26 protein-coding genes are annotated in these 23,764 nt (G+C 66.0%); 19 read left to right on the top strand and 7 right to left on the bottom strand.

Annotated features, from left to right (window positions below):
* Window positions 1–14 precede the first annotated feature (14 nt).
* On the bottom strand, window positions 15–1,316 hold the full coding sequence (locus DTO57_RS04250) for an ISL3 family transposase (RefSeq protein WP_114116939.1): 1,302 nt from the start codon (window positions 1,314–1,316) through the stop codon (window positions 15–17).
* Between the two features lie 128 nt (window positions 1,317–1,444).
* Between DTO57_RS04250 and DTO57_RS04245 the strand changes: the two genes are divergently transcribed.
* Window positions 1,445–1,720 carry a hypothetical protein gene (locus tag DTO57_RS04245; RefSeq protein ID WP_162785652.1) on the top strand — a complete coding sequence of 92 codons (276 nt, stop codon included), beginning with the start codon at window positions 1,445–1,447 and terminating at the stop codon, window positions 1,718–1,720.
* Here the strand turns inward: DTO57_RS04245 and DTO57_RS04240 are convergent.
* A complete protein-coding gene (locus DTO57_RS04240) occupies window positions 1,717–2,376 on the bottom strand; it encodes a hypothetical protein (protein ID WP_114116937.1) in 660 nt (219 codons plus the stop codon). The genes DTO57_RS04245 and DTO57_RS04240 overlap by 4 nt on opposite strands.
* A 317-nt stretch (window positions 2,377–2,693) precedes the next feature.
* On the opposite strand from DTO57_RS04240, the gene DTO57_RS04235 reads away from it, so the two are divergent.
* Window positions 2,694–2,918 carry a helix-turn-helix transcriptional regulator gene (locus DTO57_RS04235; RefSeq protein ID WP_114116936.1) on the top strand — a complete coding sequence of 75 codons (225 nt, stop codon included), beginning with the start codon at window positions 2,694–2,696 and terminating at the stop codon, window positions 2,916–2,918.
* The gene (locus DTO57_RS04230; RefSeq protein WP_114116935.1) at window positions 2,918–4,240 is read left to right on the top strand and encodes a tyrosine-type recombinase/integrase; all 1,323 of its coding nucleotides are present in this window, start codon (window positions 2,918–2,920) and stop codon (window positions 4,238–4,240) included. Before DTO57_RS04235 ends, DTO57_RS04230 begins: the two co-directional genes overlap by 1 nt.
* 51 nt (window positions 4,241–4,291) lie before the next feature.
* Here DTO57_RS04230 and DTO57_RS04225 read toward each other — a convergent pair whose 3' ends face one another.
* The 4 genes from DTO57_RS04225 to DTO57_RS04210 form a co-directional block, all read right to left on the bottom strand.
* The gene (locus tag DTO57_RS04225; protein WP_114116934.1) at window positions 4,292–4,840 is read right to left on the bottom strand and encodes a hypothetical protein; all 549 of its coding nucleotides are present in this window, start codon (window positions 4,838–4,840) and stop codon (window positions 4,292–4,294) included.
* A gap of 13 nt (window positions 4,841–4,853) precedes the next feature.
* A complete protein-coding gene (locus DTO57_RS04220) occupies window positions 4,854–5,285 on the bottom strand; it encodes a single-stranded DNA-binding protein (protein ID WP_114116933.1) in 432 nt (143 codons plus the stop codon).
* Between the two features lie 66 nt (window positions 5,286–5,351).
* Window positions 5,352–7,130, bottom strand: a complete 1,779-nt coding sequence (locus DTO57_RS04215) for a type IV secretory system conjugative DNA transfer family protein (RefSeq protein WP_114116932.1) — start codon at window positions 7,128–7,130, stop codon at window positions 5,352–5,354.
* On the bottom strand, window positions 7,127–7,552 hold the full coding sequence (locus DTO57_RS04210) for a hypothetical protein (protein ID WP_114116931.1): 426 nt from the start codon (window positions 7,550–7,552) through the stop codon (window positions 7,127–7,129). The genes DTO57_RS04215 and DTO57_RS04210 overlap by 4 nt, the downstream gene beginning before the upstream one ends.
* Before the next feature lie 175 nt (window positions 7,553–7,727).
* On the opposite strand from DTO57_RS04210, the gene cmtR reads away from it, so the two are divergent.
* From cmtR to DTO57_RS04130, 16 genes are all read left to right on the top strand, one after another.
* Entirely contained in the window at window positions 7,728–8,093 is a 366-nt protein-coding gene (gene cmtR, locus DTO57_RS04205; protein ID WP_114116930.1) for a Cd(II)/Pb(II)-sensing metalloregulatory transcriptional regulator CmtR, read from the top strand.
* Window positions 8,090–10,066: a heavy metal translocating P-type ATPase gene (locus DTO57_RS04200; RefSeq protein WP_114116929.1), complete on the top strand. Its 1,977-nt coding sequence runs from the start codon at window positions 8,090–8,092 to the stop codon at window positions 10,064–10,066. The genes cmtR and DTO57_RS04200 overlap by 4 nt, the downstream gene beginning before the upstream one ends.
* A gap of 8 nt (window positions 10,067–10,074) precedes the next feature.
* Window positions 10,075–10,986, top strand: a complete 912-nt coding sequence (locus tag DTO57_RS04195; RefSeq protein ID WP_114116928.1) for a cation diffusion facilitator family transporter — start codon at window positions 10,075–10,077, stop codon at window positions 10,984–10,986.
* Window positions 10,970–11,467 carry a hypothetical protein gene (locus tag DTO57_RS04190; protein ID WP_162785651.1) on the top strand — a complete coding sequence of 166 codons (498 nt, stop codon included), beginning with the start codon at window positions 10,970–10,972 and terminating at the stop codon, window positions 11,465–11,467. Before DTO57_RS04195 ends, DTO57_RS04190 begins: the two co-directional genes overlap by 17 nt.
* Window positions 11,468–11,634: 167 nt before the next feature.
* On the top strand, window positions 11,635–12,312 hold the full coding sequence (locus DTO57_RS04185; protein ID WP_229730567.1) for a DsbA family protein: 678 nt from the start codon (window positions 11,635–11,637) through the stop codon (window positions 12,310–12,312).
* A 4-nt stretch (window positions 12,313–12,316) separates the two neighbouring features.
* Window positions 12,317–13,855 carry an apolipoprotein N-acyltransferase gene (lnt, locus tag DTO57_RS04180; protein ID WP_229730569.1) on the top strand — a complete coding sequence of 513 codons (1,539 nt, stop codon included), beginning with the start codon at window positions 12,317–12,319 and terminating at the stop codon, window positions 13,853–13,855.
* Window positions 13,852–14,355, top strand: coding sequence for a DUF3515 family protein (locus tag DTO57_RS04175; protein WP_114116924.1), 504 nt, complete (start codon window positions 13,852–13,854; stop codon window positions 14,353–14,355). The genes lnt and DTO57_RS04175 overlap by 4 nt, the downstream gene beginning before the upstream one ends.
* Window positions 14,352–16,247, top strand: a complete 1,896-nt coding sequence (locus tag DTO57_RS04170) for a bifunctional copper resistance protein CopD/cytochrome c oxidase assembly protein (RefSeq protein ID WP_162785650.1) — start codon at window positions 14,352–14,354, stop codon at window positions 16,245–16,247. The genes DTO57_RS04175 and DTO57_RS04170 overlap by 4 nt, the downstream gene beginning before the upstream one ends.
* Window positions 16,244–16,954, top strand: a complete 711-nt coding sequence (locus DTO57_RS04165; protein WP_162785649.1) for a copper resistance CopC family protein — start codon at window positions 16,244–16,246, stop codon at window positions 16,952–16,954. The genes DTO57_RS04170 and DTO57_RS04165 overlap by 4 nt, the downstream gene beginning before the upstream one ends.
* Before the next feature lie 10 nt (window positions 16,955–16,964).
* A complete protein-coding gene (locus tag DTO57_RS04160; RefSeq protein WP_162785648.1) occupies window positions 16,965–17,930 on the top strand; it encodes a cytochrome c oxidase assembly protein in 966 nt (321 codons plus the stop codon).
* Between the two features lie 178 nt (window positions 17,931–18,108).
* On the top strand, window positions 18,109–19,077 hold the full coding sequence (gene trxB, locus DTO57_RS04155) for a thioredoxin-disulfide reductase (RefSeq protein ID WP_114116920.1): 969 nt from the start codon (window positions 18,109–18,111) through the stop codon (window positions 19,075–19,077).
* Complete coding sequence (gene trxA, locus DTO57_RS04150) at window positions 19,074–19,400, top strand: thioredoxin (RefSeq protein WP_114116919.1); 327 nt, start codon at window positions 19,074–19,076, stop codon at window positions 19,398–19,400. The genes trxB and trxA overlap by 4 nt, the downstream gene beginning before the upstream one ends.
* Window positions 19,397–20,500, top strand: coding sequence for an ACR3 family arsenite efflux transporter (gene arsB, locus DTO57_RS04145; protein ID WP_114116918.1), 1,104 nt, complete (start codon window positions 19,397–19,399; stop codon window positions 20,498–20,500). The genes trxA and arsB overlap by 4 nt, the downstream gene beginning before the upstream one ends.
* A complete protein-coding gene (locus DTO57_RS04140) occupies window positions 20,497–21,480 on the top strand; it encodes a metalloregulator ArsR/SmtB family transcription factor (protein ID WP_114116917.1) in 984 nt (327 codons plus the stop codon). Before arsB ends, DTO57_RS04140 begins: the two co-directional genes overlap by 4 nt.
* A gap of 20 nt (window positions 21,481–21,500) precedes the next feature.
* Entirely contained in the window at window positions 21,501–21,929 is a 429-nt protein-coding gene (locus tag DTO57_RS04135) for an arsenate reductase ArsC (RefSeq protein ID WP_114116916.1), read from the top strand.
* Window positions 21,926–22,345, top strand: coding sequence for an arsenate-mycothiol transferase ArsC (locus tag DTO57_RS04130; RefSeq protein ID WP_114116915.1), 420 nt, complete (start codon window positions 21,926–21,928; stop codon window positions 22,343–22,345). The genes DTO57_RS04135 and DTO57_RS04130 overlap by 4 nt, the downstream gene beginning before the upstream one ends.
* Window positions 22,346–22,400: 55 nt before the next feature.
* Here the strand turns inward: DTO57_RS04130 and DTO57_RS04125 are convergent, their stop codons facing one another.
* Window positions 22,401–23,723, bottom strand: a complete 1,323-nt coding sequence (locus DTO57_RS04125; RefSeq protein ID WP_373285670.1) for an NAD(P)-binding domain-containing protein — start codon at window positions 23,721–23,723, stop codon at window positions 22,401–22,403.
* Window positions 23,724–23,764 lie beyond the last annotated feature (41 nt).

The raw sequence follows: 23,764 nt of genomic DNA, 5'->3' as shown, positions 1-23,764 counted from the left end.
TCGGCTCTTCGGAATCAAGGGTGTAGGTGGGTTCTGAATCCTCCGGCCTCGAGTAGCGACCTCGCGATGTAGTTCGTGAGGTTGCGGAAGCCGAGCGCGGAGCCGCGGAGGTGCTCGAGCCTGCCGTTGATCGCTTCGGTGGGGCCGTTGCTGGTGCCGGGCCGGTCGAAGAACGCGAGGATGTCGGCGGCGCGCTGCTTCATCGTGCGACCGAGCTTGCGTACCTCGACCAGCGCCGCCGGGACGCCGGTGGTGATCGTAGCGATCACGGCCTGCATGGCCAGCTTGGCCTTCTTCTTGTCGGGCTCGCGGTAGGCGGCGACGATGCGCTGGTAGATGCCCCAGGTCGCTTCGACCTCGACATGCTCCTCACTCGCGAACACCGCATCCAGTCGGACCCGCTGACGGTCGGTGAGCAGACTCGCCCCGGTGTGCAGGGTGCGGCGAGCCTTGTAGAGCGGATCGCCCTTCATCCCGCGGCGCCCCGTGGTGTCCTGCTGGACCCGGCGCCGACAGACATCGAGCGCATCACCGGCGAGCCGGACCACATGGAACGGATCCATGACGGGAACAGCGTCGGGCAGCTCTTCGGCCGCGGCGGTGTTGAACCCCGAGAACCCGTCCATCGCGACCACCTCGATCGCCTTCGACCAGTCCTTCGGGCGGGCGGCGAGCCACTGCTTGAACACCGCCTTCGAGCGGCCCTCGACCATGTCCAGCAGCCGCGCCGGGCCCGTCTTGTCGCGGGCTGGGGTGAGGTCGATGATCACGGTGACGTATTTGTCGCCGAACCTGGTGTGACGCCAGACGTGCTCGTCGACTCCGATCGTGGTGACCCCGTCGAACCTGGCCGGGTCGTCGATGAGCCGACGCCTGCCCGCGGCGAGGATCGCGGTGTTCGCGGTATGCCACGACACCCCCGGTCCTGCGGCGGCGCGGGAGACGGTGAGATGGTCGACCACGATCGCCGTGAGTGCCCACCCGATCCCGCCGCGGGAGATCTTCGCCCGCGGCGGCGCCGCCTTCGTCGTGTCCTGCCGCCAGGTCCGCCGGCAGTGGCCGCACCGGTACCGGCGCACCCGCACCAGCAGCGTCGTCGGTCGGTGTCCGAACGGCTCGTGCGCGAGCGGCCGCGTGACGGTGTCACGCGGCACGCCCTCCGCACCGCACTTCCGGCACCACGGGTCGTCGTCGACGACGCGGCACTCCAGCACCGCCCGGTCGGGCTCGAGCAGCTGGCCGACGGCTTCGAGGCCGAGCTCGTCGAGACGGCAGAACGTGGTGAGGTCAGGGGCCGCGAACGTAGGGTGGAGCAAGTCGAGGTCTTTCGGGATGGCAAGCGTGAAGAACTTCCATCATCCGGGAGACCTCGACCCCTACCCGGCCGCCGACGCGCTCAGCCGACTACACCCTCGTTCGCGAAGAGCCCCTTTAGTCTGGTCGGATGACTTCTCGCCCTCCCGCGGACGGCCGTGCGTTACACCTGGTGGCCCTCGCCGCGGGCCTGATCGCGTTCGTCGTGCTCTTTTTGATCCCGGGCGGGCCGCTGAGCTACCTGCTCGCCGCCGCCGTCGGGCTCGTCGCCGTGCTAATCGGACACCGCGCGATCCTGCGCCGCGGGCCGATGCTCTGGGCGGCCATCGTCGGGCTCGTGATGTCGTACTTCGAGCTGGTGGTCGCGGGCGGGCTACTCGCGGTGCGGCTGATGCGCATGCTCTAACCGACGTCTGCCGAGGAGCACTGATAGCCCACGCAGGGGAGGAGCGGGTCGCTCGGGGTGATTCCGTCTGGAACCTCGAGGAGCTCTTCCGCGCGGGCGGGGGACACCGACTGGATCCCGTTCGTCGTCATCACCGAACGGAACGGGTCGCACGAGGGGTCAAAGTCCGGCTGCTCATAGTCGAACGCCCGCAGCGTCTCGGGCAGCAGCGAGCTCTGCAGCGATTGCACGTTGTCGTTCGCGTCGGGATCGATCTCGGTGAGGCCGGGCTCCGGATCCGCGAGCTGCTCGTCGGAGACGGTCGCCGACACGATCGTCGGCGCCGAGATGAGCGGGATGCGGGGGCCGCGCACCGTGAGGTCGTAGGTCGTGCCCGCGATGAGGGCGATCTGCTGCGAGGCATCGCTCGTGCAGCTCACCTCCTTCGCGCCGCGGAAGTTGCCGCAATCGGTGGCGATCCGCGCGCGGAGGCCGGAGCGCTTGTAGGTGATCTGGCGCCCCTGCTGCATCGTGCACGACGCGATCTCGGACGCGGCGAATTGGCCATTGAAGACCGCCGTGCCGACGCTGATCGCTCCCGGAACGAGTAGCGCGACGGCGACCGCCACGGCCGCCCACGCGCGCCACCGTGGTCGCTTCTTCTCGGGATCCGTCACGAGATCTATCGTGTCATGCGCGGGCGGCCTCACCGGGCAGCAAGCTGCGGGCCACGCAAATGGCCCCTCAGCGAGAGCGCTGAGGAGCCAGAAGCGGGTACGGGTTCTTACACGCCGTAGTAGAGCTCGGCTTGTTGGTTGGTGAACCACAGTACGACCCGCAGTCTCGTTTCTCCTAGAAACGACAGGGGAGTCTCATGCTGAGCATGATGCGTCTCACTACTGCATCTGTCCGAAAACCCGTCCGTTTACTCGCGGGGTGGCCCGCGTACGGATGTTCCTGGGGGTCCACGGACGGCGCTGCTCACCTTCCAGGTATGAACGATGACCGCCCTCGCCTCTGGACGCCGAGCGAACTCGCCGACTACACCGGCATCCCTATTAGGACGCTTGCCGACTGGCGCACCGAACGCGCGCGCAGCCGCGGTCTCGGTTTGCCGTTCGTTGTGCTGTCCTCGCACAACATTCGATACCGCAATGAGGACGTCGAGGCGTTCATCACGTCTCACCTCGTCGCGCCGACCGGCGGGAGCGCCGACTGATGGCGCGTCCGAAGCGGGCGGTCGGAGAACTCGGCAAGGTTACATACAGCGTCGAGCCGAACGGCCTCGTCGTTGCGCGTGCACGAGTCTTCGACGGGAGCGGCAAAGAACGTCGTCCGTACGGCAGCGGAGCGACGGAAGCCGAGGCGTTAGCGTCACTGCAGGAGGCTGCTGACGTCGTCGTCGGACGCGTGCTTGCCAGGCGAGTCGAGCTCACGACGATCGCCGAGCTTGCGGAGAGATGGCTGAAGGTCGCCTACCACGATGACGATCCTCGAGTGCTGCGCCAGCGTCGCGAACAGACGGTCGACGGTTACGCGTCGGTGATCCGGGCGCACATCCTGCCTCGCGCTGGCGCGATCCCCATCACCGATATGACCGCTGATCGCGCGGATGGGCTTCTCATGGACGTCGCGCGTGAGAAGACAGTGATGACGGCGAACAAGGTACGGAACGTGCTGTCGCTGATGTACGACTGGGCCATCCAACAGGGACTCTTCTCCGCTGCCGGGTCGATCCAACAGACTCGACACGGTGCAGTCGTCGTCGCGAATCCGATCCGTGCGACCCGGAGAGCGGATGAACCGTCTACGGTCTACTTCGAACTCGACGCGGTGCAGGTCAAGTACATCCTTCACCTGATCCGAGAAGTGTGGCCCGAGCGGCATCGTGCTCGGTTCCCTGTAGGCAGGCGGCCGAACTTCAAGCTGCTCGCCGACTACATCCTGATCACGCTCGGAACGTCCGAGCGGACTGCGGAACCGATCGCGATTCGCTTCCAGGACGTAAGGTTCGAGGCAGTCGAGCAGCCGGACGGGAGCTTGACGATGGAAGCGTTGGTCTGGGTCGGCGGCACGATGGTTCGCACACGATCGCGAGGACTGTTCCGTCAGGACTCGCCGAAGGCCGAGCGGCAGAAGCGCTGGGTCCGGGCGCCGCAGTTCGCGGCGAAGGTCCTCAGCGAACTCGTTGCGAATCACGTGCCCAACCCTGAACTGAATCCGGATGACGTGCTGTTCACCAGCGAGCGGGGTCGGCCGCGCGATCCGAGCGCGGTCAGCCAGCTGATGCGGATGTTCCGTCGCGAGTTCGAGCCGGAGCTGCTGGCGATCGGAGTCGATGCGGAACATCTCACCTTCCGCAGTCTGCGCAAGGCGGTTGCCGCGGCAGTATCGGGTATGGCTGGTGTTGAGGTCGCGCGCGACCTGCTGGGGCACAGCGACGAGTCGATTACTGAGGGTCACTACGCGAAGCGGCCGGAGCTGATCGTCGATGGCGCGGCGGACGCGCTCGACAAGGTGTTCGCGGGAACCGACGCGTAATCGCAACGGCGCCCCGGCATCCGATCGAGGATACCGGGGCGCCGTGGCGATTCAGGCCAGCTCACCCGTTCGGAGGTCGAGGCTCGCGTAGAAGGCTTCCTCGCGCTGCTTGCGTTCCGTGACAAGCGAGGACACGTAGGCGACGAAGTCTTTGGCCCGGTTGTCGAGGACCACGGGGATCTGGTTCGGCGGCTCGTCTTCGCCGGGCCAGATGGATTGGCGAGTGGGCCGGTCGCTGTCGCCGCGGGTACCGCAGGCGGCGACCTTGTCACGGAGGCGACGGCAGGAGTCTTCGAAGTCGCGCTCCCAGCCCATGGGGGCAGATCCGCTCTGCTCGCCGTCGTGGCAGACGAGGTAGTGGAGGTGCAGAGCGGAGAGCTCACGCACGAGTTCCCAGTGGCGGTGCCAGAAGGGCGGGATCACGCTGACGGGGAGGCCGCGCTCGTGCCGGAGCTCATCGACGAAGCGATTGAGTTCATAGAACTCGGTCTGCAGCTCCTCGGCGGTCAGCAGCCACCAATTGATCGGGTGGATCGGACCGGGAACATCGACGTCGGAGTCTTCGTCCCATTCCGGGATCGGGAAGTCATCGTCGTTCATCGGCTGCTCCACGTCAGAGCCCGACCGTGGCAGGCGCTGATCGGGCGGCGGGAGGTGCGAATGAGCTGGCGTTCACCGCGTCGCGTCGGGGTGAGCGGTCGACCTCGTACCGCGTGCGGGCTGCGTCGTGGCCGATGCGGCTGGCGACGAACTCTTCGCTCTCGACCATGCCGCCTTCCTTCTCGTAGGTGCTCGTGCGGACGTAGCCGTCAGCGATGAAGTTGTCGCCCTTGGCGAAGCGCTCGGCCGCGTGCTCTGCGGACTTCCCGAACATCACGAGGTGGTGGAACGATGTCTCCAGCTTCGTGAACGATCCATCATCTTCCTTGCGGAAGTGCTCTTGGCCGAACCTGGCGTAGAAGCGCGCCCGACCGGACTCCGACGTTGTCAGCTGGGGATCGGTGGCGATGAACCCCGCGCCCGCGTCCCTGGTCTGTATGGACATTTCTCTGCTCCTTCATCCTGTGGACGTCGCATCCGACGCCCGTGTTGTCAGTAGGTGCGCTTCCCGTCACTGCCCGCTCAGCTGGTCCTCGATCGCGCGACGATCTTGGGCGAGCTGTCGGCCATCGCGGCGACTGGGCCACGCCTTCAGATCGGTGACGATCGGAGGTGCGGAGCGCAACAGCGTCACCGCTGTGCCAAAGGGGAGAGTCCGGATGCGGTCCGGCGGGAAAACAGGGATGCGCCTTACTGATCGTTGGTTCGAGCGGGTGCCGTGGTCGCCCAGGGTGATGCTGTCTGTGTATTCGTCGCGTTCCCCGATGAGCGTGGACAGATCTTGGAGATCTTTCGAGTTCGAGGCACCGCCGAGAACGATCTTCACGATTGAGGCGTCCCAGATCGCGCCGGCTTGATCGTCCGACCACTTGTCACGGGCTTGCGCGAGCGACTGGAGGACAGGCATCGTCGTGATTCCGGTGCCACCGCCTTCTGCCATCAGCGTCGGTAGCGATGGCAGCGGAGAAAGATTTCCGATCTCGTCCAGAGCCAGTAGCACCGGCGGGTCGAGGCGGGCGCCGGGGGAGCGTGCGGCCATCCTGCGGGCGACTTCGACGAGGTCTTCGACGAACGCGGCGACGAGCGACGCGGAAGCGCCGGCGCCGGCCCCGGTTGCGAGCAAGTAGAGCGTGCCTCGATCCCGGATGAATGACTCCGGATCGAACGCTTCACCGGGTGCCGGTGAGACAGTGTCCAGAACGCGCGGATCAGCAAGGGAGCTGAGGGAGAGCGAGACGCCCTGCCAGATCGAGTCCCGGGTGCGTGGATCAGAATCGATCATCGACTGCAGAGAGTCGGCCCAGCCTGTCGCTGCTTGCGGATGGCTCTCCAAGATCGCCACAGCATCCGCGGCGGCAGAGGGATCGAGCGTCCAACGGAACAATTCGACGGGAGGACGTTGATCCAGCGCGGCTGCGTGCAAGAGCGACTGAAGCGCGGTCCGAGTCTTCCCCTCCCAGAACCCGCCGCCTTCGACTCCGCCTGCGGACAGACCTGTGGCGGCAGCGAGCCCGGTTGCGCGGATCATCGCGGTCAACGGGTCCTCGCAGCCACGCACAGGCGACCAGCGCAGTCCTGCCGGAACGCCCTCCGCCAGATGCTGCGGATCGAACACCGCTACCGGGCCTGCTGAACGCTTCCTCTCGCGCAGGGTGGCAGTGAGATTATCGGGACGCGTGCTGGTCGTGATGACGGCGCCAGGGGCATCAAGGATCGCCGGGATGACGACATGCAGGCCCTTGCCCGAACGTGGCGGTCCGATCAGAAGGATCGAGTCCTCGACAGAGGCCCACACCTCGACCCCCTTCGAGGCACCGATGCGATAGCCGACGTCATCGGGCGCGGGGCTGTCGAGTGAGGGGCGCAGGTTCCTGGCGCGCTTGAGTAGAGCTTTCGACGACGCGGCGACGGAAACTTCGTGGCGGGTGGCGACACCGGCGCTGTTGTGCGGGTCCATAGCTGCTCGGCGACTATGGCGTCGGAGCAGTACCCAGCTCCAGACGCCGCCGACGATCATGACGATGAGGAGTAGTCCCGTGACGACCCAGTAAGCGACCGTTGCCAGCGCCGGCGCGCCCAACGCCGCACCTGGGTCGCTTGCGTTCGTCAGGACACCGAGCCCCGAGAGAAGACCGCCGTCGGGCTGGGCCGTGCGTGTGAGCCATGCGGCGACACTCCCGCCCGCACGCAGTACGATCGCGAGCCCGAACAGGGCGACCAATCCGATCATGAGCGCGTTCGTCAGCTCATCACCGAAAGACCCTGCCTGTCGTCCCGCTGGCGTGGTCATCGCAGATCCTGAACGACCATGTGGCCGGACTCACGACCGCAAAGCAACGAGACGGCGGCGCCTGCGGGAAGATCCCGGCGGTCGACAATGGCTACGACGTGCCCTTGGTCGTTCTCCGCACGGACGCATACACCGACAACGGCAAGCACCTCCTCTCCTGGCGAGAAACCGTCACCTGTGAGCTCGAGGTGCGACACGGCGCTCCCGTGAGGCGATCGCTTCCGTGCACGTCGCGGGGGCTCTGCCGCCAAGCGCTCGCCGCCTTGGACGATCTCGGTGAAAACCTGGCCGTCGACTTCATACAGCGTTACCCATACTGCGCGCGTGCCGTGCATCGTCATCGCATCCAGCAGTTCGTCGATTCGTGGACGACTCCAGGGAGAGCCGCCATCCGGAGGCATCACGATCTCGCCATCGAGCATGGCGACGATCCCACCTCCCGACTCGACTCTGATAATGCCGCGCGGCAAGGAGACAGGAAGTGATGGGCGTGCTCGAAGCTTCATGCTGTCCAGGTGCGCAGAAGCATGCCGTGGGGAGAGAATCGGAGCAGAACGACGCAGTGGAGTGTTCAGTAATCAGTGTATAGTTCACTGCATGCTGACCATTGCCTCGCGTCTCGACGTTATGAACCGGCTTGGCCGGGCTATGGCGGACCCGACGCGTTCCCGGATTCTGATGACGCTCCTCGACGGTCCCAACTATCCGGGGGTGCTGTCGCGTGAGCTTGATCTGACCCGTTCGAACGTCTCGAACCATCTGACCTGTCTGCGTGACTGCGGCATCGTGGTCGCAGAGCTGGAAGGGCGGCAGACCCGATACGAGATCGCGGACCCGCATCTTGCCGCGGCGCTGACGGCACTCGTAGACGTGACCTTGGCAGTCGACGAGAGTGCGCCGTGCATCGACCCGGCCTGCTCGATCCCCGGCTGCTGCGACGCAGGCGAGGGGGCCGGAGAATGAGCGCGGCGTGCGGTTGCGAGCATGACGTTCCCAGCGCGGTCGAAGAGCTTAAAGATGTCGAGCGCCCATGGTGGCGCGACCCCGCGATCCTCGTCCCGATCGCATCAGGCATCTTCTTCGTCTCGGGGCTGCTCACCGGGTGGATGACCGGCGACAGCGTCGCTGCCGAGATCACGGTGCTCGTGCTGTTCTGGTCCGGACTCCTGCTGGGCGCATGGACGTTCGTCCCTGGGGCAGTGCGTGGTCTGTTTACCCGAGGAAAAGTCGGGATCGCGCTGCTGATGACGATCAGCGCCGTCGGCGCGGTGATTCTCGGCTACGTCGAGGAAGCCGCAGCTCTGGCGTTCCTGTACTCCATTGCGGAGGCGTTGGAAGACAAGGCGATGGACCGTGCCCGCTCAGGACTGCGTGCTCTGCTCAGGCTCGTACCCGAGACGGCCACCGTTGTACGAGGTGGCACCGCCGTCGAGGTCCCAGCCAGGGAGGTGAAGATCGGCGACGTGATTCGGGTCCGACCTGGTGAGCGCGTGGCAACCGACGGCACTGTGGCGTCGGGTCGTAGCAGCCTCGACACCTCGGCAATCACCGGCGAATCGATCCCGGTAGACATTGGTGTGGGCGACGAGGTCGCGGCTGGGTCGATCAACACTTCCGGTGCACTCGAGATCACCGCCACGGCCGACGGGACGGACAACTCGTTGACGACCCTGGTCGGGCTCGTCGAGCAGGCGCAGCAGGAGCGTGGGCAGAGGGCGCGTCTCGCCGACCGGATCGCGCGTCCGTTGGTCCCCGGCGTGATCGTTCTCGCACTGCTGGTGGGCGTGCTCGGCTCGCTGCTCAGCGGTGACCCGCAGACTTGGATCACTCGCGCCCTGGTTGTGCTCGTGGCCGCCTCGCCATGTGCCCTTGCCATCGCCGTTCCGGTCACCGTGGTCTCGGCCATCGGTGCAGCCACCCGGTTCGGCGTCATCATCAAGAGCGGGGCCGCGTTCGAACGGCTTGGCTCGCTCCGCCGGATCGCGGTCGACAAGACCGGCACTTTGACGCGCAACGAGCCCGTGGTGACCGACGTCGCCGCGGCTACTGCGATTTCCCGCGAGGACGTGCTCGGCTGGGCCGCTGCACTGGAGCAGCACAGCACGCATCCGCTTGCCGCCGCCATCACTGAGGCGGCTCCGGGCGCACCAGCCGCGGCTCGTGTGATCGAGCAGCCTGGGCATGGAATGGCCGGGCAGGTCGATGGCCATGAGATCACTGTCGGCAGCCCGCGCTGGATCGCTCCCGGCGTGCTGGCCGACCGAGTCGCGGCGATGGAAGCTGACGGACAGACCTGCGTCATGGTCACGCGCGACGGCAGCGTGGCCGGTGCGATTGGCGTCCGCGATGAACTGCGCGCCGAGGCACCGGAGGCGGTCGCTGCTCTCCGCGCGCAGAACGTCGAGGTCGTCATGCTCACGGGCGACAACGCGCGCACTGCCATGGCGCTGGCGAAAATCGCCGGTATCTCCGACGTGCGTGCCGAGCTGCGTCCCGAGGACAAAGCCGCAGAGGTGACCGCATCAGTCGCACAGCGCCCCACCGGCATGATCGGTGACGGCATCAACGACGCTCCCGCTCTCGCCTCGGCGACGGTCGGGATCGCGATGGGCGCAACTGGCTCCGATGCCGCGATCGAGTCCGCTGATGTCGCCTTCACCGGTCACGACCTGCGCCTCATCCCGCAGGCTCTGCGCCACGCACGCCGCGGCCGGGCGATCATGAACCAGAACATCGTGCTGTCGCTCGCGATCATCATCGTTCTGCTGCCGCTCGCGATCACGGGAGTGCTGGGGCTTGCCGCTGTCGTGCTCGTGCATGAAGTCGCCGAAGTCGTCGTCATCGCCAATGGTTTGCGCGCCGCGCAGACGAGGCGCCGGCTCTCGAGGAACTCTGTGCAGGCACCGAACGCCGCAATACAGACCGCGACCCGTTAGAAGGAATCATGGGAGACCATCACGACCACAGTCATGCCGCGGCGCCGCGTCGGCGCCTCGCGATCGCGCTCTGCATCACCGGGTCCGTATTCGTCGTCGAAGTCGTCGGAGCAGTTCTGACGGGAAGCTTGGCGCTGCTGGTCGACGCCGCGCACATGCTGACTGACCTCGTCGGCCTTGCGGTCGCGGTCTCGGCGGCACTGCTGATGGAGAAGCCGCCGTCGGATCGCTACACCTGGGGTTTGAAACGCAGCGAGATTCTCGCCGCACTCGGACAAGCGGCATTGCTCTTGGGAGTAGGTCTCTTCGCGCTGGTCGAAGGAGTACGGCGCTTGTTCGAGCCGCCAGCGGTGCCATCGACCGCACTTCTGATATTCGGAGTCATCGGCCTCGTCGCGAACATTGCCTCGATCACCGTGCTTGCCGGAGGGCGGGGCGATAACCTCAACATGCGGGCGGCGTTCCTCGAAGTCGTGAACGACGCGCTCGGGTCAGTGGCAGTGATCGTCAGCGCCGTGCTGATCGCGACGCTCGGTTGGGAGCGCGCCGACGCAGTCGCGGGCATCGCGGTCGCCGCACTCATCGTCCCGCGCACGCTGATCCTCATCCGCGCATCCGTCGGCGTTCTGCTCGAACGAACGCCGCCCGGTTTGGATCTCGCCGAAGTTCGTGCGCATATCTTGTCCCGCCCAGGCGTGGTGGCAGTGCACGACCTCCACGCATCTCTCGTTTCAAGCCAGCTGCCAACGCTCTCGGCGCATGTCGTCATTGACGAGACTGTCATCGACGATGCTGGTCGCGACGCGCTCCTGCGCGACCTGCAGTCGTGCGTCGGCGAGCATTTTCCCGTGCATATTGAACACTCGACATTCCAGCTGGAAGCAGTCGGCTACGGCGACGAGGATGGACTTCACAGCTGATCTCCCCTCCCGGCCATTGCATATTCACGTTGGATATGGTGCCCTGGTGATCCCTCCTCGTACATCCGTCGCGCCCGCAGAGGGCGGTTCGGCGGTTGCGAGGCGCTCACTGATCCTGGCGCTCATCGGTTTTCTCCTCTTCGGCGCGCTTGCTCTGTGCATGCATGAGGCCGCTGAGCAGCATGGGTTCGTTGCCCAAGGCAATGAGATCGCCGCTGCCTACGGGACGGAAGTAGTCGATGCGACTTCCGGCGACGTTGTGACGGCCGGCGCTGACGAATCGGGAGAAGCCGCCGATGCGCTCTGCCTGCTCGGGGTGTGCTGCGCGGTATCTCTCGCTTTCGCCGGCCTGCTCTTCCTCGCTGGGCCGCGGCTCGTCGTGAAGCTCGGGCCGCTCCTGGGCATGCTCGCGCTGCGCGCCCGGAGAGTGGTTCCGATTCCCGCTCCTACACCTCTTCTTCTGGGTATCTCAAGAATCTGATTCCTGTGCGGATCGGGGCCTGCAGACGCAGACGCCTTCCGATCGAGAAAAGCGCACGGCACATCTATCGCCTCCGGCCCCGATACGGCTCCGGCAGCGGCGAGCGATGGTGCTGCGCATCATGCCGTCGTATGTACGGCGCCCCACCCGCCGCACTGGAGGAACAGATGAACGCCCGCCGTACGCCGAAGAAGCTGCCGACCGTCGTCGTTGCGCTGCTGATTTCAGCTGTGATCGCTGTGATCATCGTGATCGCAGCCGTTGTCTATGTGAAGACGTCAGCGCCGGACGAGGTCGCTCCAGACCGTGGCGAGCTGCCGATCACTCGGAGCGACTCGCACGTTCTTGATTACGTGGGCCCAGACGCACCGACGCTCGTCGAGTTCCTCGATTTCGAGTGCGAGGTGTGCGGTGCTTTCGCCCCCTATGTCGAAGAGATCCGGCAGCAGTACGACGGCGACATCAACTATGTCGTGCGATACTTCCCGATCCCGGGCCACTTCAATTCGATGAACGCTGCCGTCGCCGTCGAGGCCGCCGCCCAGCAGGGAAGCTTCGAAGAGATGCACGATCTCATGTTCGAGACGCAGGCCGAGTGGGGAGAGGGTCAGACGTCCGAAGCCGCGAGGTTCCGTTCATACGCGGAGGAGCTCGGACTCGACATGGCCGACTATGATGCCGCGGTCGCTGACCCGGGGACCCAAGCGCGCGTCGAGGAAGACTTCTCGGAGGGACGTGCCCTGGGAGTAGGCGGAACGCCCACGTTCTTTCTCGACGGAGAGCAGCTCGAGCTCACTCAGCTCAGCGATCTGACCGACGCCATCGATCGTGCTCTCGCAGACTGAACCGGTGTCTGCGCCGCGGGCGACTGCGGCACAGACAGGCGTGCTCCGATTGCGGTGGGCGATAGCCTCGACGGTACTGGCAGGCGTGATGCTCGATGTCGCGTACCCCGCAGTAGGACTTTGGCCGGCGGCGTTCGTCGCTGTTGTGCTGACGCTGATGGCGCTGCGCGGTCGAAGTGTCCTCGGCGCAATCCTCGTCGGAACCGTATTCGGCGTCGTCTTCTTCGCGATCCATCTCAGTTGGGTGGGGGAGTTCCTGGGGCCGCTGCCCTGGGTTGCTCTCGTCGGGCTGGAAGGTGCCCTCGTAGCGGCGGGAGGCATCGCAATCGCCCTTGCCTATCGATGGACAGAGAAGCTCGGTGTCCGCGCGCGCTTCCTGGTGCGCCCCGGTCTCGTGGCTGGACTGTGGTCTGCGCGGGAAATGGTGGCGGGTACCTGGCCGTATTCCGGATTCCCGTGGGCGCGGGTGGCGACGAGTCAAGCGAACGGACCGTTCGCAGAGGCGGTGTCGTGGATCGGCGTCGACGGGGTCTCGTTCGCGATCGTTGCGGTGTGCGCTCTGACGATCGAATGTCTCTGGGCGCGGCGGTTCAGAATGCTGGCGCTCCCTGTGTCGCTCGCCTGTGCGCTGGCGCTGATCCCGGCCTTCCCGACACGACAGACCGGGCAGATGGCGATCGGGTGGGTTCAGGCGAACGGACCATCGGGGTACTTCGATGACCGTTCGCCCGGCGAGATCCTCGAACTGCACGAGGCACGCAGCGAGGCGCTCTACGGGCGCGGCGCAGATCTGATCGTATGGCCCGAGGGAGCCGTGGACAGCGATCCGTACCAGAGCCCGCAGACTGCGCGCAGGCTCGACGCCGTCGTTCGCGCCGCAGACGCTCCGCTGCTGGCTAACGCCGCCGTCACACGTTCGGGCGAGACCTACAACACATCGTTCCTCTGGGGCACAGGGGACAGCGTGCAGTTCTACGACAAACGCCATCCCGTTCCGTTCGGTGAGTACGTGCCCGACCGTGCGTTCTACGAACGGCTCGTCCCGGGACTGGTGGGGCTCATACAACGCGAGTACACGGCTGGGAGGACTGAGCCCGTGCTCGATGTCGACGGCGTTCGGATCGGCGTCGGGATCTGCTTCGACCTGATCTACGACGACGTGATCCGAGCCGGCGCGGAAGGCGGCGCGGAGGTCTATATCTTTCAAACGAACAACGCAGACTTCCGCGGTACTGACGAGAACCTGCAGCAGATGGCGATCGCTCGTCTCCGGGCGTTCGAAGCCGGTAGGGCTGTCGTCAACGTGTCGACGACCGGCACGAGCCAGGTCGTGCTGCCGGACGGCTCCGTGATCGACGCCGCGGCTCCGGGCGAGTCTGCTGCGTCGGTATCGGATGTTCCGTTGTACGCGGGCCGGACTCCGGCGGTCGTCATCGGATCGATCCCAATCGCGGGCCTCGCAGTGCTTGCGATCTGCACGCTCATCTCACTCGGGCTCGTTCGGTTGAGCAACCGCTCGGCCGCAACAGAACGGAAGTCATGAAAACAGGAACACGAACCACCGGAACGGCTGTGGCCCTGCTCGCACTCGCGGCTGCGCTCACAGCCTGCGCCGATACGGTTCCGCTCACCCCCGCACCGGGCGCGAACGAGGTTGAGTGCGCCGCTGCCTCGGTACGGTTGCCGAACGCGATCGGTGAGCAGACGCGTCGTTGGACGAACGCCCAAGCTACAGGGGCATGGGGCGATCCGACGGCAGTGACCTTCACCTGCGGGACAGACCCAGTGGCATCGGACGACAAGCAATGCGTTCGTATCGGAGGAGTCGATTGGACCGTGGACGAGTCGCGTTCACCTCAGCTGACACTCGCGACGTTCGGTCGTAACCCGGCAGCCGAGGTCGTCGTCGATACAACCGTGCTCTCGGCAGACGACGTTCTCGATCGCCTTGCTGTGGCAGCTCAGCAGCTGCCGTCAACCGGGCAATGCACGGAGGCGGATGTACGCGAAGGAGCGAATGCGGACGAGGGGAGCAGCTCATGACGCTCCGCCAGTTGCGTCTCATCGGCCCAGTGGGACTGCTCGTGTTCGCAGTGCTCATGACAGCGTTCGGATTGGTGCTCGGGTCAGGCGCAGCCGAACGTCTCGTCTCCGATCCCGGAGCGTTCGTGCGATGGGGGCTCCCGTTCGCGAAGCTCATCGTGAACCTTGCCGGCGGCGTTATGGCGGGCTCTCTCATTCTGCGCGCCTTCGCCCTGCCGCGCGGTTCCAAAGCATATGAAGCGTCGCAAGTGATCGCCGCGGCCGCGGCGGTCGTCCTGACTGCGGCGGCGACCGGGGCCGGCTTTCTGACGTATCTCTCGACGCTCGCTCCGGAACTATCGTTGGACATCGGATTCGGCGAGCAGCTCGGCCGCTTCCTGACGGAGACGGAACTCGGGCTCGCGTGGCTGCTGACAGTGATCGGCGCGGCGATCATCTCTACGTTCGCGGTCGTTGCGCGCGGTGCTATTGCCGAAACCGTCCTCATGATCCTCGCCGTGGTATGCCTCGTACCCCTGTCGACCCAGGGGCACGCGGGAAGCCTCGCGAACCACGATGCCGCTGTGATGGCCCTCATCCTGCATGTCGTCGGCGCTGCCGTATGGGTGGGCGGGCTGCTCACCCTCATCCTGGTTCGGCCGTTGATCCCGCGCGAGAGCATCGGAGCTGTTGTCGCCAGGTATTCCTCTCTCGCCCTGGCCTCTTTCATGCTCGTGCTTCTGTCAGGGGTGGCCCGTGCGCTGACGTCGATCACGGCGCTGGCGGACTTGTGGAGCCCATACGGCGCACTGCTCGGGATCAAGACAGCAGCGTTGGCAGGGCTCGCCGTGCTCGGCGCGTACTACAGAAGTCGCATGATCACACGTCTCGCCCGACGCACTGCTTTCTGGATGCTGGTGGCCTTCGAACTGCTGATCATGGGAGTCGCTATGGGAACGGCGACCGCACTTTCGCGCACACCTGCACCTGCGGACAGCTCTGCTCCCGTACTTGTGACGCCAGCTGAATTCTTGACGGACGCACCCCTGCCCGCGCCGATCGACGGGTCCACGTGGCTCGGCGAATGGAAGCTGGATCTGCTTTGGGCAGTGCTCGCCGGCGCAGCAGCTGTGTACTACGCACTCGGTGTTCATCGAATCCGTCGAGCCGGAGCGCGATGGTCGCGTCGGCGTACGACGGCGTGGATGGCAGGTCTCGCCCTGCTCGCCTGGGTGACGTCGGGTCCGAGCGCTGTATATAGCGACTACATGCACAGTATGAACGCACTCGGTCGAGTGCTGCTTCTCACCGCGGTTCCGCTTCTCCTCGCATCGGCCGCGCCGTACGAGCTGGCGATCCGCACGATTCTTCCGCGGTCAGACGGTTCGTTCGGTCCGCGCGAGGCAATCATGCGGCTCGGTGCCTCTCGCGTGCGTACCGCGCTCTCTGCGCCGATTGTCGCGGCGCTGGTGTTCGCCGCCATCGTCTGGGTCGGCGCGGCGCCGGGGATCTTCCGCTGGACTCTGTCCAACCAGCTCGGACATCAAATGATGATCGTCGTATCGCTTGTCGGCGGAGCACTGATTATGGCGGCCCTGAACGCGTCCGGGAGCGGTCGGGAGCAAGCCGGTCAGCGAGTGGCCGCGATCGGTATCGCTCTGGTCGCATTGCTGAGCTTCGCGGCATGGGTCCGCTTCCAACAAGGGCTGATCGCTGCCGAATGGTTCGGCGCGATGGGGCGGGCATGGGGGCCGGAGCCGGTAGCGGATCAGGATATCGCCGCGGTGGCATTCCTCCTCGGTGGGGGCGTCATACTCGTCGCTCCCGTCATGCTTCGCGCATCGCGCTCACCTGCGCGAGGCGCTCAGGAACAGATCGACACACGAAAAGCAGTACTGGAAGGAAAGCGATGAAACTCACGCTCGGACGAACCTTGGTGGGGGGCGCAGTGCTTGCCGCTGCGGTACTCATCCCGACGCAGGCCGCTTCGGCACACGACACGATGCTCGAGTCGACCCCCGCGAACGGAGAGACGGTGTCGACTCTTGATGAGGTCGCGCTTACGTTCAGCGGCGAGCTGATCGACTTCGGTCAGGCGAGTTTTGCGCAGGTCGAGGGACCGGATGGTCTCTACTACGAGACCGCATGCTCGACGATCGAACGGAACGTACTCTCCACTCCCGTTGAGCTCGGTGAAGCCGGGACCTACACAGTGACGTGGAACGCGGTGTCGAGCGACGGCCACCCGGTCTCGGAAGCCTTCGACTTCGACTATGAGCCTGTCTCAGGCGGGACTCCGGCACTGGGATGGGATCTCCCCGCTTGCGACAATGAGGATCAGCGCGTGCAGCCGGGCAGCGAAGACGTTGATCAGGAGGAGACGACGGCTCCTGATGCAGAGACGCCGGAGGAAGCCGCTCCGATACCGACCACGGAGGCCCCTCGCAATGGTGCCCAGGAATCTCAAGAGGAATCCAGCGCCGACACGGGAGCCGGTATGGGAGGGCTGTTCGTATTTGCAGGCTTCATCGTCGTACTCATCCTGATCGCGCTGGTCTTTGTGCTCCGTGCCTACACGAAGTCCCGGCGTGATGCCGGGGACGATCCTGACGAGGAGTGACACCAACAGGATGAACATCGACGCGCAGAATCTACCGGCTCCAACGTGGCCGTCTCTGCTCTCGTTCTCGCCCAACGGAGTGTCCGTTCTCGTCGTCATCGCCGGGATCGGGGCGGTTCTGTACCTGCTCGGAGTGATTCGGCTACGGCGCGCCGGCCGACGCTGGCCGATCGGCAGATCGATCGCGTTCCTGCTCGGATGCGCGCTGCTGGCTGCAACAGGTTGTCTCGGCGTACACGCATACGCCGAAGTTCTCATCTCCGCGCTGCTGTTCCAGCAGATCACCCTGATGACAATCGTTGCGCCATTGCTGGTGCTCGGGACGCCTGGCCGTCTGCTGCTGCGTGCGACGCCCCATCGGAGGATCGGCAGAACCGCGCTCCGGCTCGCACTCGGCGGCTTGAGGTCCCCTGTCAGCCGAGTTCTGGTGCGACCGGGCATCGCGATCCTGATTGCGATCCTGCTGTACCCGGGGCTCTACCTCACCGATCTGGTGAGCCTGCTCGTCCGTGTGCCCGTCGGCCATGAAGTCCTCTTGTTGGCGATATTCGCGTTGGGCGTCGTCGCCGCGGTTCCGCTCTGGTCCTCAGACCCCGTGCCGAGGCCGACGTCGTTCGCCGGCCGCCTGGTTGAGGTCGTCGTCGAGATCCAAGTCCACGCTGTGCTGGGCCTGGTGATGCTGCTTTCCGCTGCCCCGTTGTTCAGCGCATACGACGTGACACGCGACGGTTGGGCGATCGATCCGATGCGAGACCAGATCGTCGCGGGGACGATGATGTGGACGTACGCGGAGCTGCCGTTGCTCATCGTGCTCATCGTTACGCTGTCGCGATGGAGCAAACGGGATGCGAAGCTCGCGTCGCGCCGACAGACTCAGGACGAGATCGATCTAGAAGCGTACAACGAGTACCTCGCGTCGCTCGAGGGCGGCAATACGAAAGATGCGCGGCGCGACAGCGGACGTACCGATACCTGATACCCATGCCGACGTCTGAAGGATCTCACGAAGCGGTTGCTTTCGCAGGTGAGCTATCCGCTTCTCGCGTCGTGCGCGTCGCGAGAAGCAGATTGGTTCGGATGAACATCCGGCGAACAACTCCCTGAACCCGCCTGCTCCACTTGCCGACTGTTTTGAAGTACGTCAATATAGAAACATGTCGATGCAACAGGTAGTGATCGTCGGGTCCGGCCCGGCAGGGTACACGGCCGCGGTCTACGCGGCTCGGGCGGGGCTCGCTCCCGTCGTGATCGCCGGCGCGGTGACCGCCGGCGGTTCGCTCATGACGACCACCGAGGTCGAGAACTTCCCGGGCTTCACCGACGGTGTGCAGGGTCCGGAGCTGATGGAGGCGATGCGGGCGCAGGCTGAGCGTTTCGGTGCGCGCATCCTCTATGACGATGCGACCAGTCTCGATCTCGCTGGCGACGTGAAGACGATCGAGACCGGTTCGGGTGAGACGTTCCGCTCGCGCAGCGTGATCCTCACCACCGGCTCCGCGTACCGCAAGCTCGGCCTCGCCGATGAGGAGCGTCTGTCGGGTCATGGTCTGTCGTGGTGCGCGACGTGCGACGGCTTCTTCTTCCGGGAGAAGGAGATCGCGGTGGTCGGCGGCGGTGACTCCGCGATGGAAGAAGCGCTGTTCCTGACGCGTTTCGCGTCGAAGGTGACCGTCGTGCACCGCCGCGACGAGTTCCGCGCGTCGAAGATCATGGCCGAGCGCGTGCTCGCCGACCCGAAGATCGAGGTCGCGTGGAACAGCGAGGTCGCCGAGCTGGTCGGCGAGAGCGCCGTCGAGGCGCTCCGCCTGCGCAACACGGCCACTGGTGCTGAGCGCGTCCTGCCCGTCTCCGGTGTGTTCGTCGCGATCGGCCACGACCCGCGCTCGGAGCTGCTGACCGGGCAGGTCGATCTCGACGACGAGGGCTATGTGCTCGTCGACCACCCGACCACCGCGACGAACCTGCCGGGTGTCTTCGCCGCAGGTGACCTCGTCGACCGCCGCTACCGTCAGGCGATCACCGCATCGGGCACCGGATGTGCCGCGGCCCTCGACGCCCAGCACTTCCTCGCCGGCCTGCCCGCTGGCGAGACCGAGACCGAACTTCTGGAGGTATCCGCATGAGCGCGACCATCACCGTCACTGACGCCACGTTCGAGGCCGAGGTGCTGCAGTCCGAGATCCCCGTGCTGGTCGACATCTGGGCGACCTGGTGCGGACCGTGCAAGGCGATCGCACCGATCCTCGAAGACCTCGCCGGCGAGTACGACGGCCGAGTGAAGATCGTCAAGCTCGACGCGGATGCGAACCCCGCGACCGTGATGGCCGCCGGCGTCACCTCGATCCCGACCCTCGGCTTCTACCGCGGCGGTGAGCGCGTCGACGTGCTCATCGGTGCGAACCCCAAGCCCGTCATCGCGGGCATGATCGACGAGCTGATCGCATGAGCACCGTCACTGAAGTTCGCGCGAAGCCGGCGAAGCTCTCCACCCTCGACCGGTGGCTGCCGCTGTGGATCGGCCTCGCGATGGTCGCGGGCCTCCTGCTCGGCCGCTTCATCCCGGCGCTGTCCGACGTGCTCGCGCACATGGAGGTCGGCGGGATCTCGGTGCCGATCGGCCTCGGCCTGCTGATCATGATGTATCCGGTGCTGGCGAAGGTCCGCTACGACAAGGTCGCCGCCGTGACTGGGGACAAGAAGCTCCTCGTCTCCTCACTCATCCTGAACTGGATCGCGGGGCCGGCCGTGATGTTCGCCCTGGCGTGGATCTTCCTACCTGACCTGCCCGAGTACCGTACGGGTCTCATCATCGTGGGGCTCGCGCGCTGTATCGCGATGGTCGTGATCTGGAACGACCTCGCCTGCGGCGACCGGGAAGCGACCGCGGTGCTGGTGTTCATCAACTCGGTCTTCCAAGTCGTCGCGTTCTCGCTGCTCGGCTGGTTCTACCTGACCGTGCTGCCGGGCTGGCTCGGCCTCGACTCGCAGGGGCTCGACGTCTCGATCGGGCAGATCGCGATCAATGTGCTCGTCTTCCTCGGCGTGCCGCTCGCGGCCGGGTTCCTCACCCGGTTCTTCGGCGAGAAGGCGAAGGGCCGCGACTGGTACGAGGCGAAGTTCATCCCCGTCATCGGCCCGTTCGCCCTCTACGGGCTGCTCTTCACGATCGTGCTGCTGTTCGCCCTGCAGGGAGAGGCGATCACCTCCCAGCCGTGGGACGTCGCCCGCATCGCCCTGCCGCTGCTCGCGTACTTCGCGATTATGTGGTTCGCGGGCCTCCTGCTCGGCAAGGGAGTCGGGCTGAACTACGCCCGCTCGACGACGCTCGCTTTCACGGCGGCGGGCAACAACTTCGAGCTCGCCATCGCCGTCGCGATCGGCACCTTCGGTGCGACGAGCGGCCAGGCTCTCGCGGGCGTCGTCGGCCCGCTGATCGAGGTGCCCGTGCTTGTGGGACTCGTCTACGTCTCCCTGTGGGCGGCGCGGAAGTGGTTCGACACCGACCCGTATGCTGTTCCCGCTGTCACCGAATCGAGGGCATCATGACCGCTGAGATCTGTTCTCCTACTCCGACTCATGCCATCGGCGAGAACGCCGCCGACGCCGTCGCGTCGACGCTGAAGGCGCTCGCTGACCCGTTCCGGCTGCGCATGCTGTCGGCGATCGCGACTGACCCGCGCGGCGAGGCCTGCGTGTGCGACCTCGCGGAGCTCGCCGACGTCTCCCAGCCGACGGTCTCGCATCACCTGAAGAAGCTGAAGGACACCGGGCTGCTCGCTTCCGAGCGGCGCGGCACCTGGGTGTACTACAGCATCCAGCCGTCCAGGAAGCAGGCCGTGACCGCACTGCTCGACGCGTTCGCGCTCGCCGCGATCGCTGAAGCTGCGACCGAGCAGGAAGACCGCGCGGCGGCGCTGGAGGCCCTCACCGCGAAGGTCGAGCACCTCGCCACGGAGCTCGCTGACGAGATGCCGCACTTGAACCGCGATCTCGTCGTGACAATCGTGCGGGAATCGTTCGCCGGTCTCGTCCGCTCGGCGAAGCTGACGACCCACATGATCCCGCTGACCGAGCGCTTCGCCCGCCAGCGCCTCGCCGACATCGCGCGCGATCGCGAGGCGGGCAAGCCGCAGGTGCTGTTCGTCTGCGTTGCCAACGCGGGCCGCTCGCAGCTCGCCGCCGCACTGGTGAACCAGTTCTCCGGCGGCGCGGTCGTCGCGCGCTCGGCCGGGTCGATGCCTGCATCCGAGGTGCACCCACACGTGCGCTCGATCCTCGTCGGCATCGAGGGCGAGCAGGGCGCTGCGGCCGCGTTCCCGAAGCCGCTCACCGACGACGCCGTGCGCGCGGCGGATGTCGTCGTCACGATGGGATGCGGCGATGTCTGCCCGATCATTCCGGGTGTGACCTATGACGACTGGGCGGTCGGCGACCCTGCCCTCGCCTCCGAAGAGGGTGTCGCCGCCATCCGCGACGACATCGAAGCACGCGTGCGCACCCTTATCGACTCGCTTGTGAAGAACTGAGAAAAGGAAGACTTCCGATCATGACCACCACCACGCCCAGCGTCCTGTTCGTCTGCGTCCACAACGCCGGCCGCTCCCAGATGGCCGCCGGCTACCTCCGCCATCTCGCCGCCGGCCGTATCGAGGTCCGTTCCGCCGGGTCGATCCCCGCCGAGCAGATCAACCCTGTCGCCGTCGAGGCGATGCTCGAGGAGGGCATCGACATCCGCGGCGAGGCCCCGAAGGTCCTCACCACCGAGGCCGTGCAGGACTCGGATGTCGTGATCACCATGGGTTGCGGCGACGCCTGCCCGTTCTTCCCCGGCAAGCGCTACGAGGACTGGAAGCTCGACGACCCCGCCGGCCAGGGCATCGAGTCCGTCCGTCCCATCCGTGACGAGATCAAGCGCCGCATCGAGGAACTCATCGCTTCGCTCGAGCCTGCGACCACCGAGGCGGCCAGCGCATGAGCGCGTCGGTGCTGTTCGTGTGCAAGAAGAACGGCGGCAAGTCACAGATGGCCGCAGCCCTCATGCGCCAGCACGCCGGCGACGCGATCACCGTCTACTCGGCAGGCACCGCACCGAGCGACAAGCTCAGCGCCCTCGCCGAGGAAGCGATCATCGAAGTCGGCGCGTCGATGGAGGGCGAGTACCCGAAGCCCATCGACCCGGAGATCCTCCGCAGCGTGGACCGGGTCATCGTGCTCGGCGACGAGGCAAAGGTCGCACCGGTCGACGGCATGGCCGGCGTGATCGAGACCTGGACCTTCGCAGACCAGGACGCTTCCGACATCGGTGGTGGTGACCGCACCCGCGCGATCCGGGATCAGATCACCGACAAGGTTCGACAGCTCGCGGGCGAACTCGGTTTCTCCGCTGCATAAATATCGGCGGGGCGGGCAGGAGTCTCGGTTCCTGCCCGCCCCGCCGTGTACTTGCCTATTTGACGGGTGCAGTGCCGAGCTGGATCAACTGCGGGGCCGGTGCTGCGCAGCACGACCCGCCCACACCCATCGCATCGGGACTGTCAAAGAGCCCCGCACCACCGCACACGCCCGTATCAGGCAGGACGAGATCAACGCGGTTCGCCGCCGCATCATCCCCGGCGATCGCGGCGACCACGCTGCGCACCTGCTCAAACCCCGTCAGGGCGAGGAACGTCGGGGCGCGGCCGTACGACTTCGCACCCACGATGTAGAACCCCGGCTCCGGGTGCGCGAGATCCACCGCACCCGTGGCCCGCACCGACCCACACGAATGCAGGTTCGGGTCCACTTCGACCGCCACCTTCGACGGAGCCTGCAGACGCACGTCCAGATCGAGACGCACCTCCGACAAGAAGGACAGATCGGGCCGGAACCCCGTCAAGACGAATACCTGGTCCGCGGCGGCGAGCTTTCGACCGTCCTCGGCGGCAAGCACCACGCGATCCTCCTCGCACAGGATTCGCTCGGTGCGGAACCCCGTCACCAGATCGACCAGGCCCGACTCCACCGCCTGTTTCGCACGCTGACCGAGCGCACCGCGCTCCGGAAGCTCATCGGCCATTCCTCCGCCGAAGGTGTTTCCCACAGCTCCCCGCCGGAGCACCCACGAGATCCGCGTGCCGGGCTCACGCTTGGCGATACGAGCCACGAGCCCGATCGCGGTCGCCGCCGAATGCCCGTTCCCGACGACCACGACGTGTCGCCCTGCCAAAGACGCGGCGTCCTCGATCGACGGAATCCGATACACCAACTTTCCTGCGCGGGCGGCGGCACGCTCTCCGAGTGCAGCCAACCCATCAGCCCCGGCCGGCGAAGGCGTCGCCCACGTACCCGACGCGTCGATCACCGCTTTCGCCTCGATACGCTGCTCGCGACCATCCGCGTGCTCGACATGAACCACGAACGGCTGTTCCGCCCGGCCCGCATCCACCGACAGGTCGCGACCCTTCCGCCCGACCCCGACCACGCGTGCCCCGTAACGGACGCGGCTCCCCAAGGCAGAAGCGAGCGGGGCGAGATAGCCCTCGACCCACTGCGCACCCGTCGGATATCCCGACGCCGGCGCTTCCCAGCCCGTCGGCTCCAGCAGGCGACGTGAGGCCGGATCGGTGAGTTCCGACCACGGTGAGAACAGTCGCACGTGCCCCCACTCCGCTACCGAGGCTGCGGCTGAGTCGCCTTGCTCAAGAATGAGCGGCTCCAGGCCTCGCTCCAGCAGATGGGCTCCGGCTGCGAGACCCTGTGGGCCTGCACCGATCACGACAACGGGAAGCATCCCGACCTCCATACATCGAAGAACATCAATACATCGAGCTT

Source organism: Microbacterium sorbitolivorans (assembly GCF_003327285.1).
In the GTDB taxonomy this organism is placed as follows: Bacteria; Actinomycetota; Actinomycetes; order Actinomycetales; family Microbacteriaceae; genus Microbacterium; species Microbacterium sorbitolivorans.
The sequence above is the reverse complement of the archived record's forward strand: the minus strand, read 5'-3'. Positions and strand labels throughout refer to the sequence as shown.

What these genes read in the sequence shown, in the direction of transcription:
- DTO57_RS04245 (WP_162785652.1), top strand. Translation starts at nt 1,445, where the DNA reads ATGACTTCTCGCCCTCCCGCGGACGGCCGTGCGTTACACCTGGTGGCC.
- DTO57_RS04235 (WP_114116936.1), top strand. Translation starts at nt 2,694, where the DNA reads ATGAACGATGACCGCCCTCGCCTCTGGACGCCGAGCGAACTCGCCGAC.
- DTO57_RS04230 (WP_114116935.1), top strand. Translation starts at nt 2,918, where the DNA reads ATGGCGCGTCCGAAGCGGGCGGTCGGAGAACTCGGCAAGGTTACATAC.
- DTO57_RS04225 (WP_114116934.1), bottom strand. Translation starts at nt 4,840, where the DNA reads ATGAACGACGATGACTTCCCGATCCCGGAATGGGACGAAGACTCCGAC.
- DTO57_RS04220 (WP_114116933.1), bottom strand. Translation starts at nt 5,285, where the DNA reads ATGTCCATACAGACCAGGGACGCGGGCGCGGGGTTCATCGCCACCGAT.
- DTO57_RS04215 (WP_114116932.1), bottom strand. Translation starts at nt 7,130, where the DNA reads ATGACCACGCCAGCGGGACGACAGGCAGGGTCTTTCGGTGATGAGCTG.
- DTO57_RS04210 (WP_114116931.1), bottom strand. Translation starts at nt 7,552, where the DNA reads ATGCTCGATGGCGAGATCGTGATGCCTCCGGATGGCGGCTCTCCCTGG.
- cmtR (WP_114116930.1), top strand. Translation starts at nt 7,728, where the DNA reads ATGCTGACCATTGCCTCGCGTCTCGACGTTATGAACCGGCTTGGCCGG.
- DTO57_RS04200 (WP_114116929.1), top strand. Translation starts at nt 8,090, where the DNA reads ATGAGCGCGGCGTGCGGTTGCGAGCATGACGTTCCCAGCGCGGTCGAA.
- DTO57_RS04195 (WP_114116928.1), top strand. Translation starts at nt 10,075, where the DNA reads ATGGGAGACCATCACGACCACAGTCATGCCGCGGCGCCGCGTCGGCGC.
- DTO57_RS04190 (WP_162785651.1), top strand. Translation starts at nt 10,970, where the DNA reads ATGGACTTCACAGCTGATCTCCCCTCCCGGCCATTGCATATTCACGTT.
- DTO57_RS04185 (WP_229730567.1), top strand. Translation starts at nt 11,635, where the DNA reads ATGAACGCCCGCCGTACGCCGAAGAAGCTGCCGACCGTCGTCGTTGCG.
- DTO57_RS04175 (WP_114116924.1), top strand. Translation starts at nt 13,852, where the DNA reads ATGAAAACAGGAACACGAACCACCGGAACGGCTGTGGCCCTGCTCGCA.
- DTO57_RS04170 (WP_162785650.1), top strand. Translation starts at nt 14,352, where the DNA reads ATGACGCTCCGCCAGTTGCGTCTCATCGGCCCAGTGGGACTGCTCGTG.
- DTO57_RS04165 (WP_162785649.1), top strand. Translation starts at nt 16,244, where the DNA reads ATGAAACTCACGCTCGGACGAACCTTGGTGGGGGGCGCAGTGCTTGCC.
- DTO57_RS04160 (WP_162785648.1), top strand. Translation starts at nt 16,965, where the DNA reads ATGAACATCGACGCGCAGAATCTACCGGCTCCAACGTGGCCGTCTCTG.
- trxB (WP_114116920.1), top strand. Translation starts at nt 18,109, where the DNA reads ATGTCGATGCAACAGGTAGTGATCGTCGGGTCCGGCCCGGCAGGGTAC.
- trxA (WP_114116919.1), top strand. Translation starts at nt 19,074, where the DNA reads ATGAGCGCGACCATCACCGTCACTGACGCCACGTTCGAGGCCGAGGTG.
- arsB (WP_114116918.1), top strand. Translation starts at nt 19,397, where the DNA reads ATGAGCACCGTCACTGAAGTTCGCGCGAAGCCGGCGAAGCTCTCCACC.
- DTO57_RS04140 (WP_114116917.1), top strand. Translation starts at nt 20,497, where the DNA reads ATGACCGCTGAGATCTGTTCTCCTACTCCGACTCATGCCATCGGCGAG.
- DTO57_RS04135 (WP_114116916.1), top strand. Translation starts at nt 21,501, where the DNA reads ATGACCACCACCACGCCCAGCGTCCTGTTCGTCTGCGTCCACAACGCC.
- DTO57_RS04130 (WP_114116915.1), top strand. Translation starts at nt 21,926, where the DNA reads ATGAGCGCGTCGGTGCTGTTCGTGTGCAAGAAGAACGGCGGCAAGTCA.
- DTO57_RS04125 (WP_373285670.1), bottom strand. Translation starts at nt 23,723, where the DNA reads ATGCTTCCCGTTGTCGTGATCGGTGCAGGCCCACAGGGTCTCGCAGCC.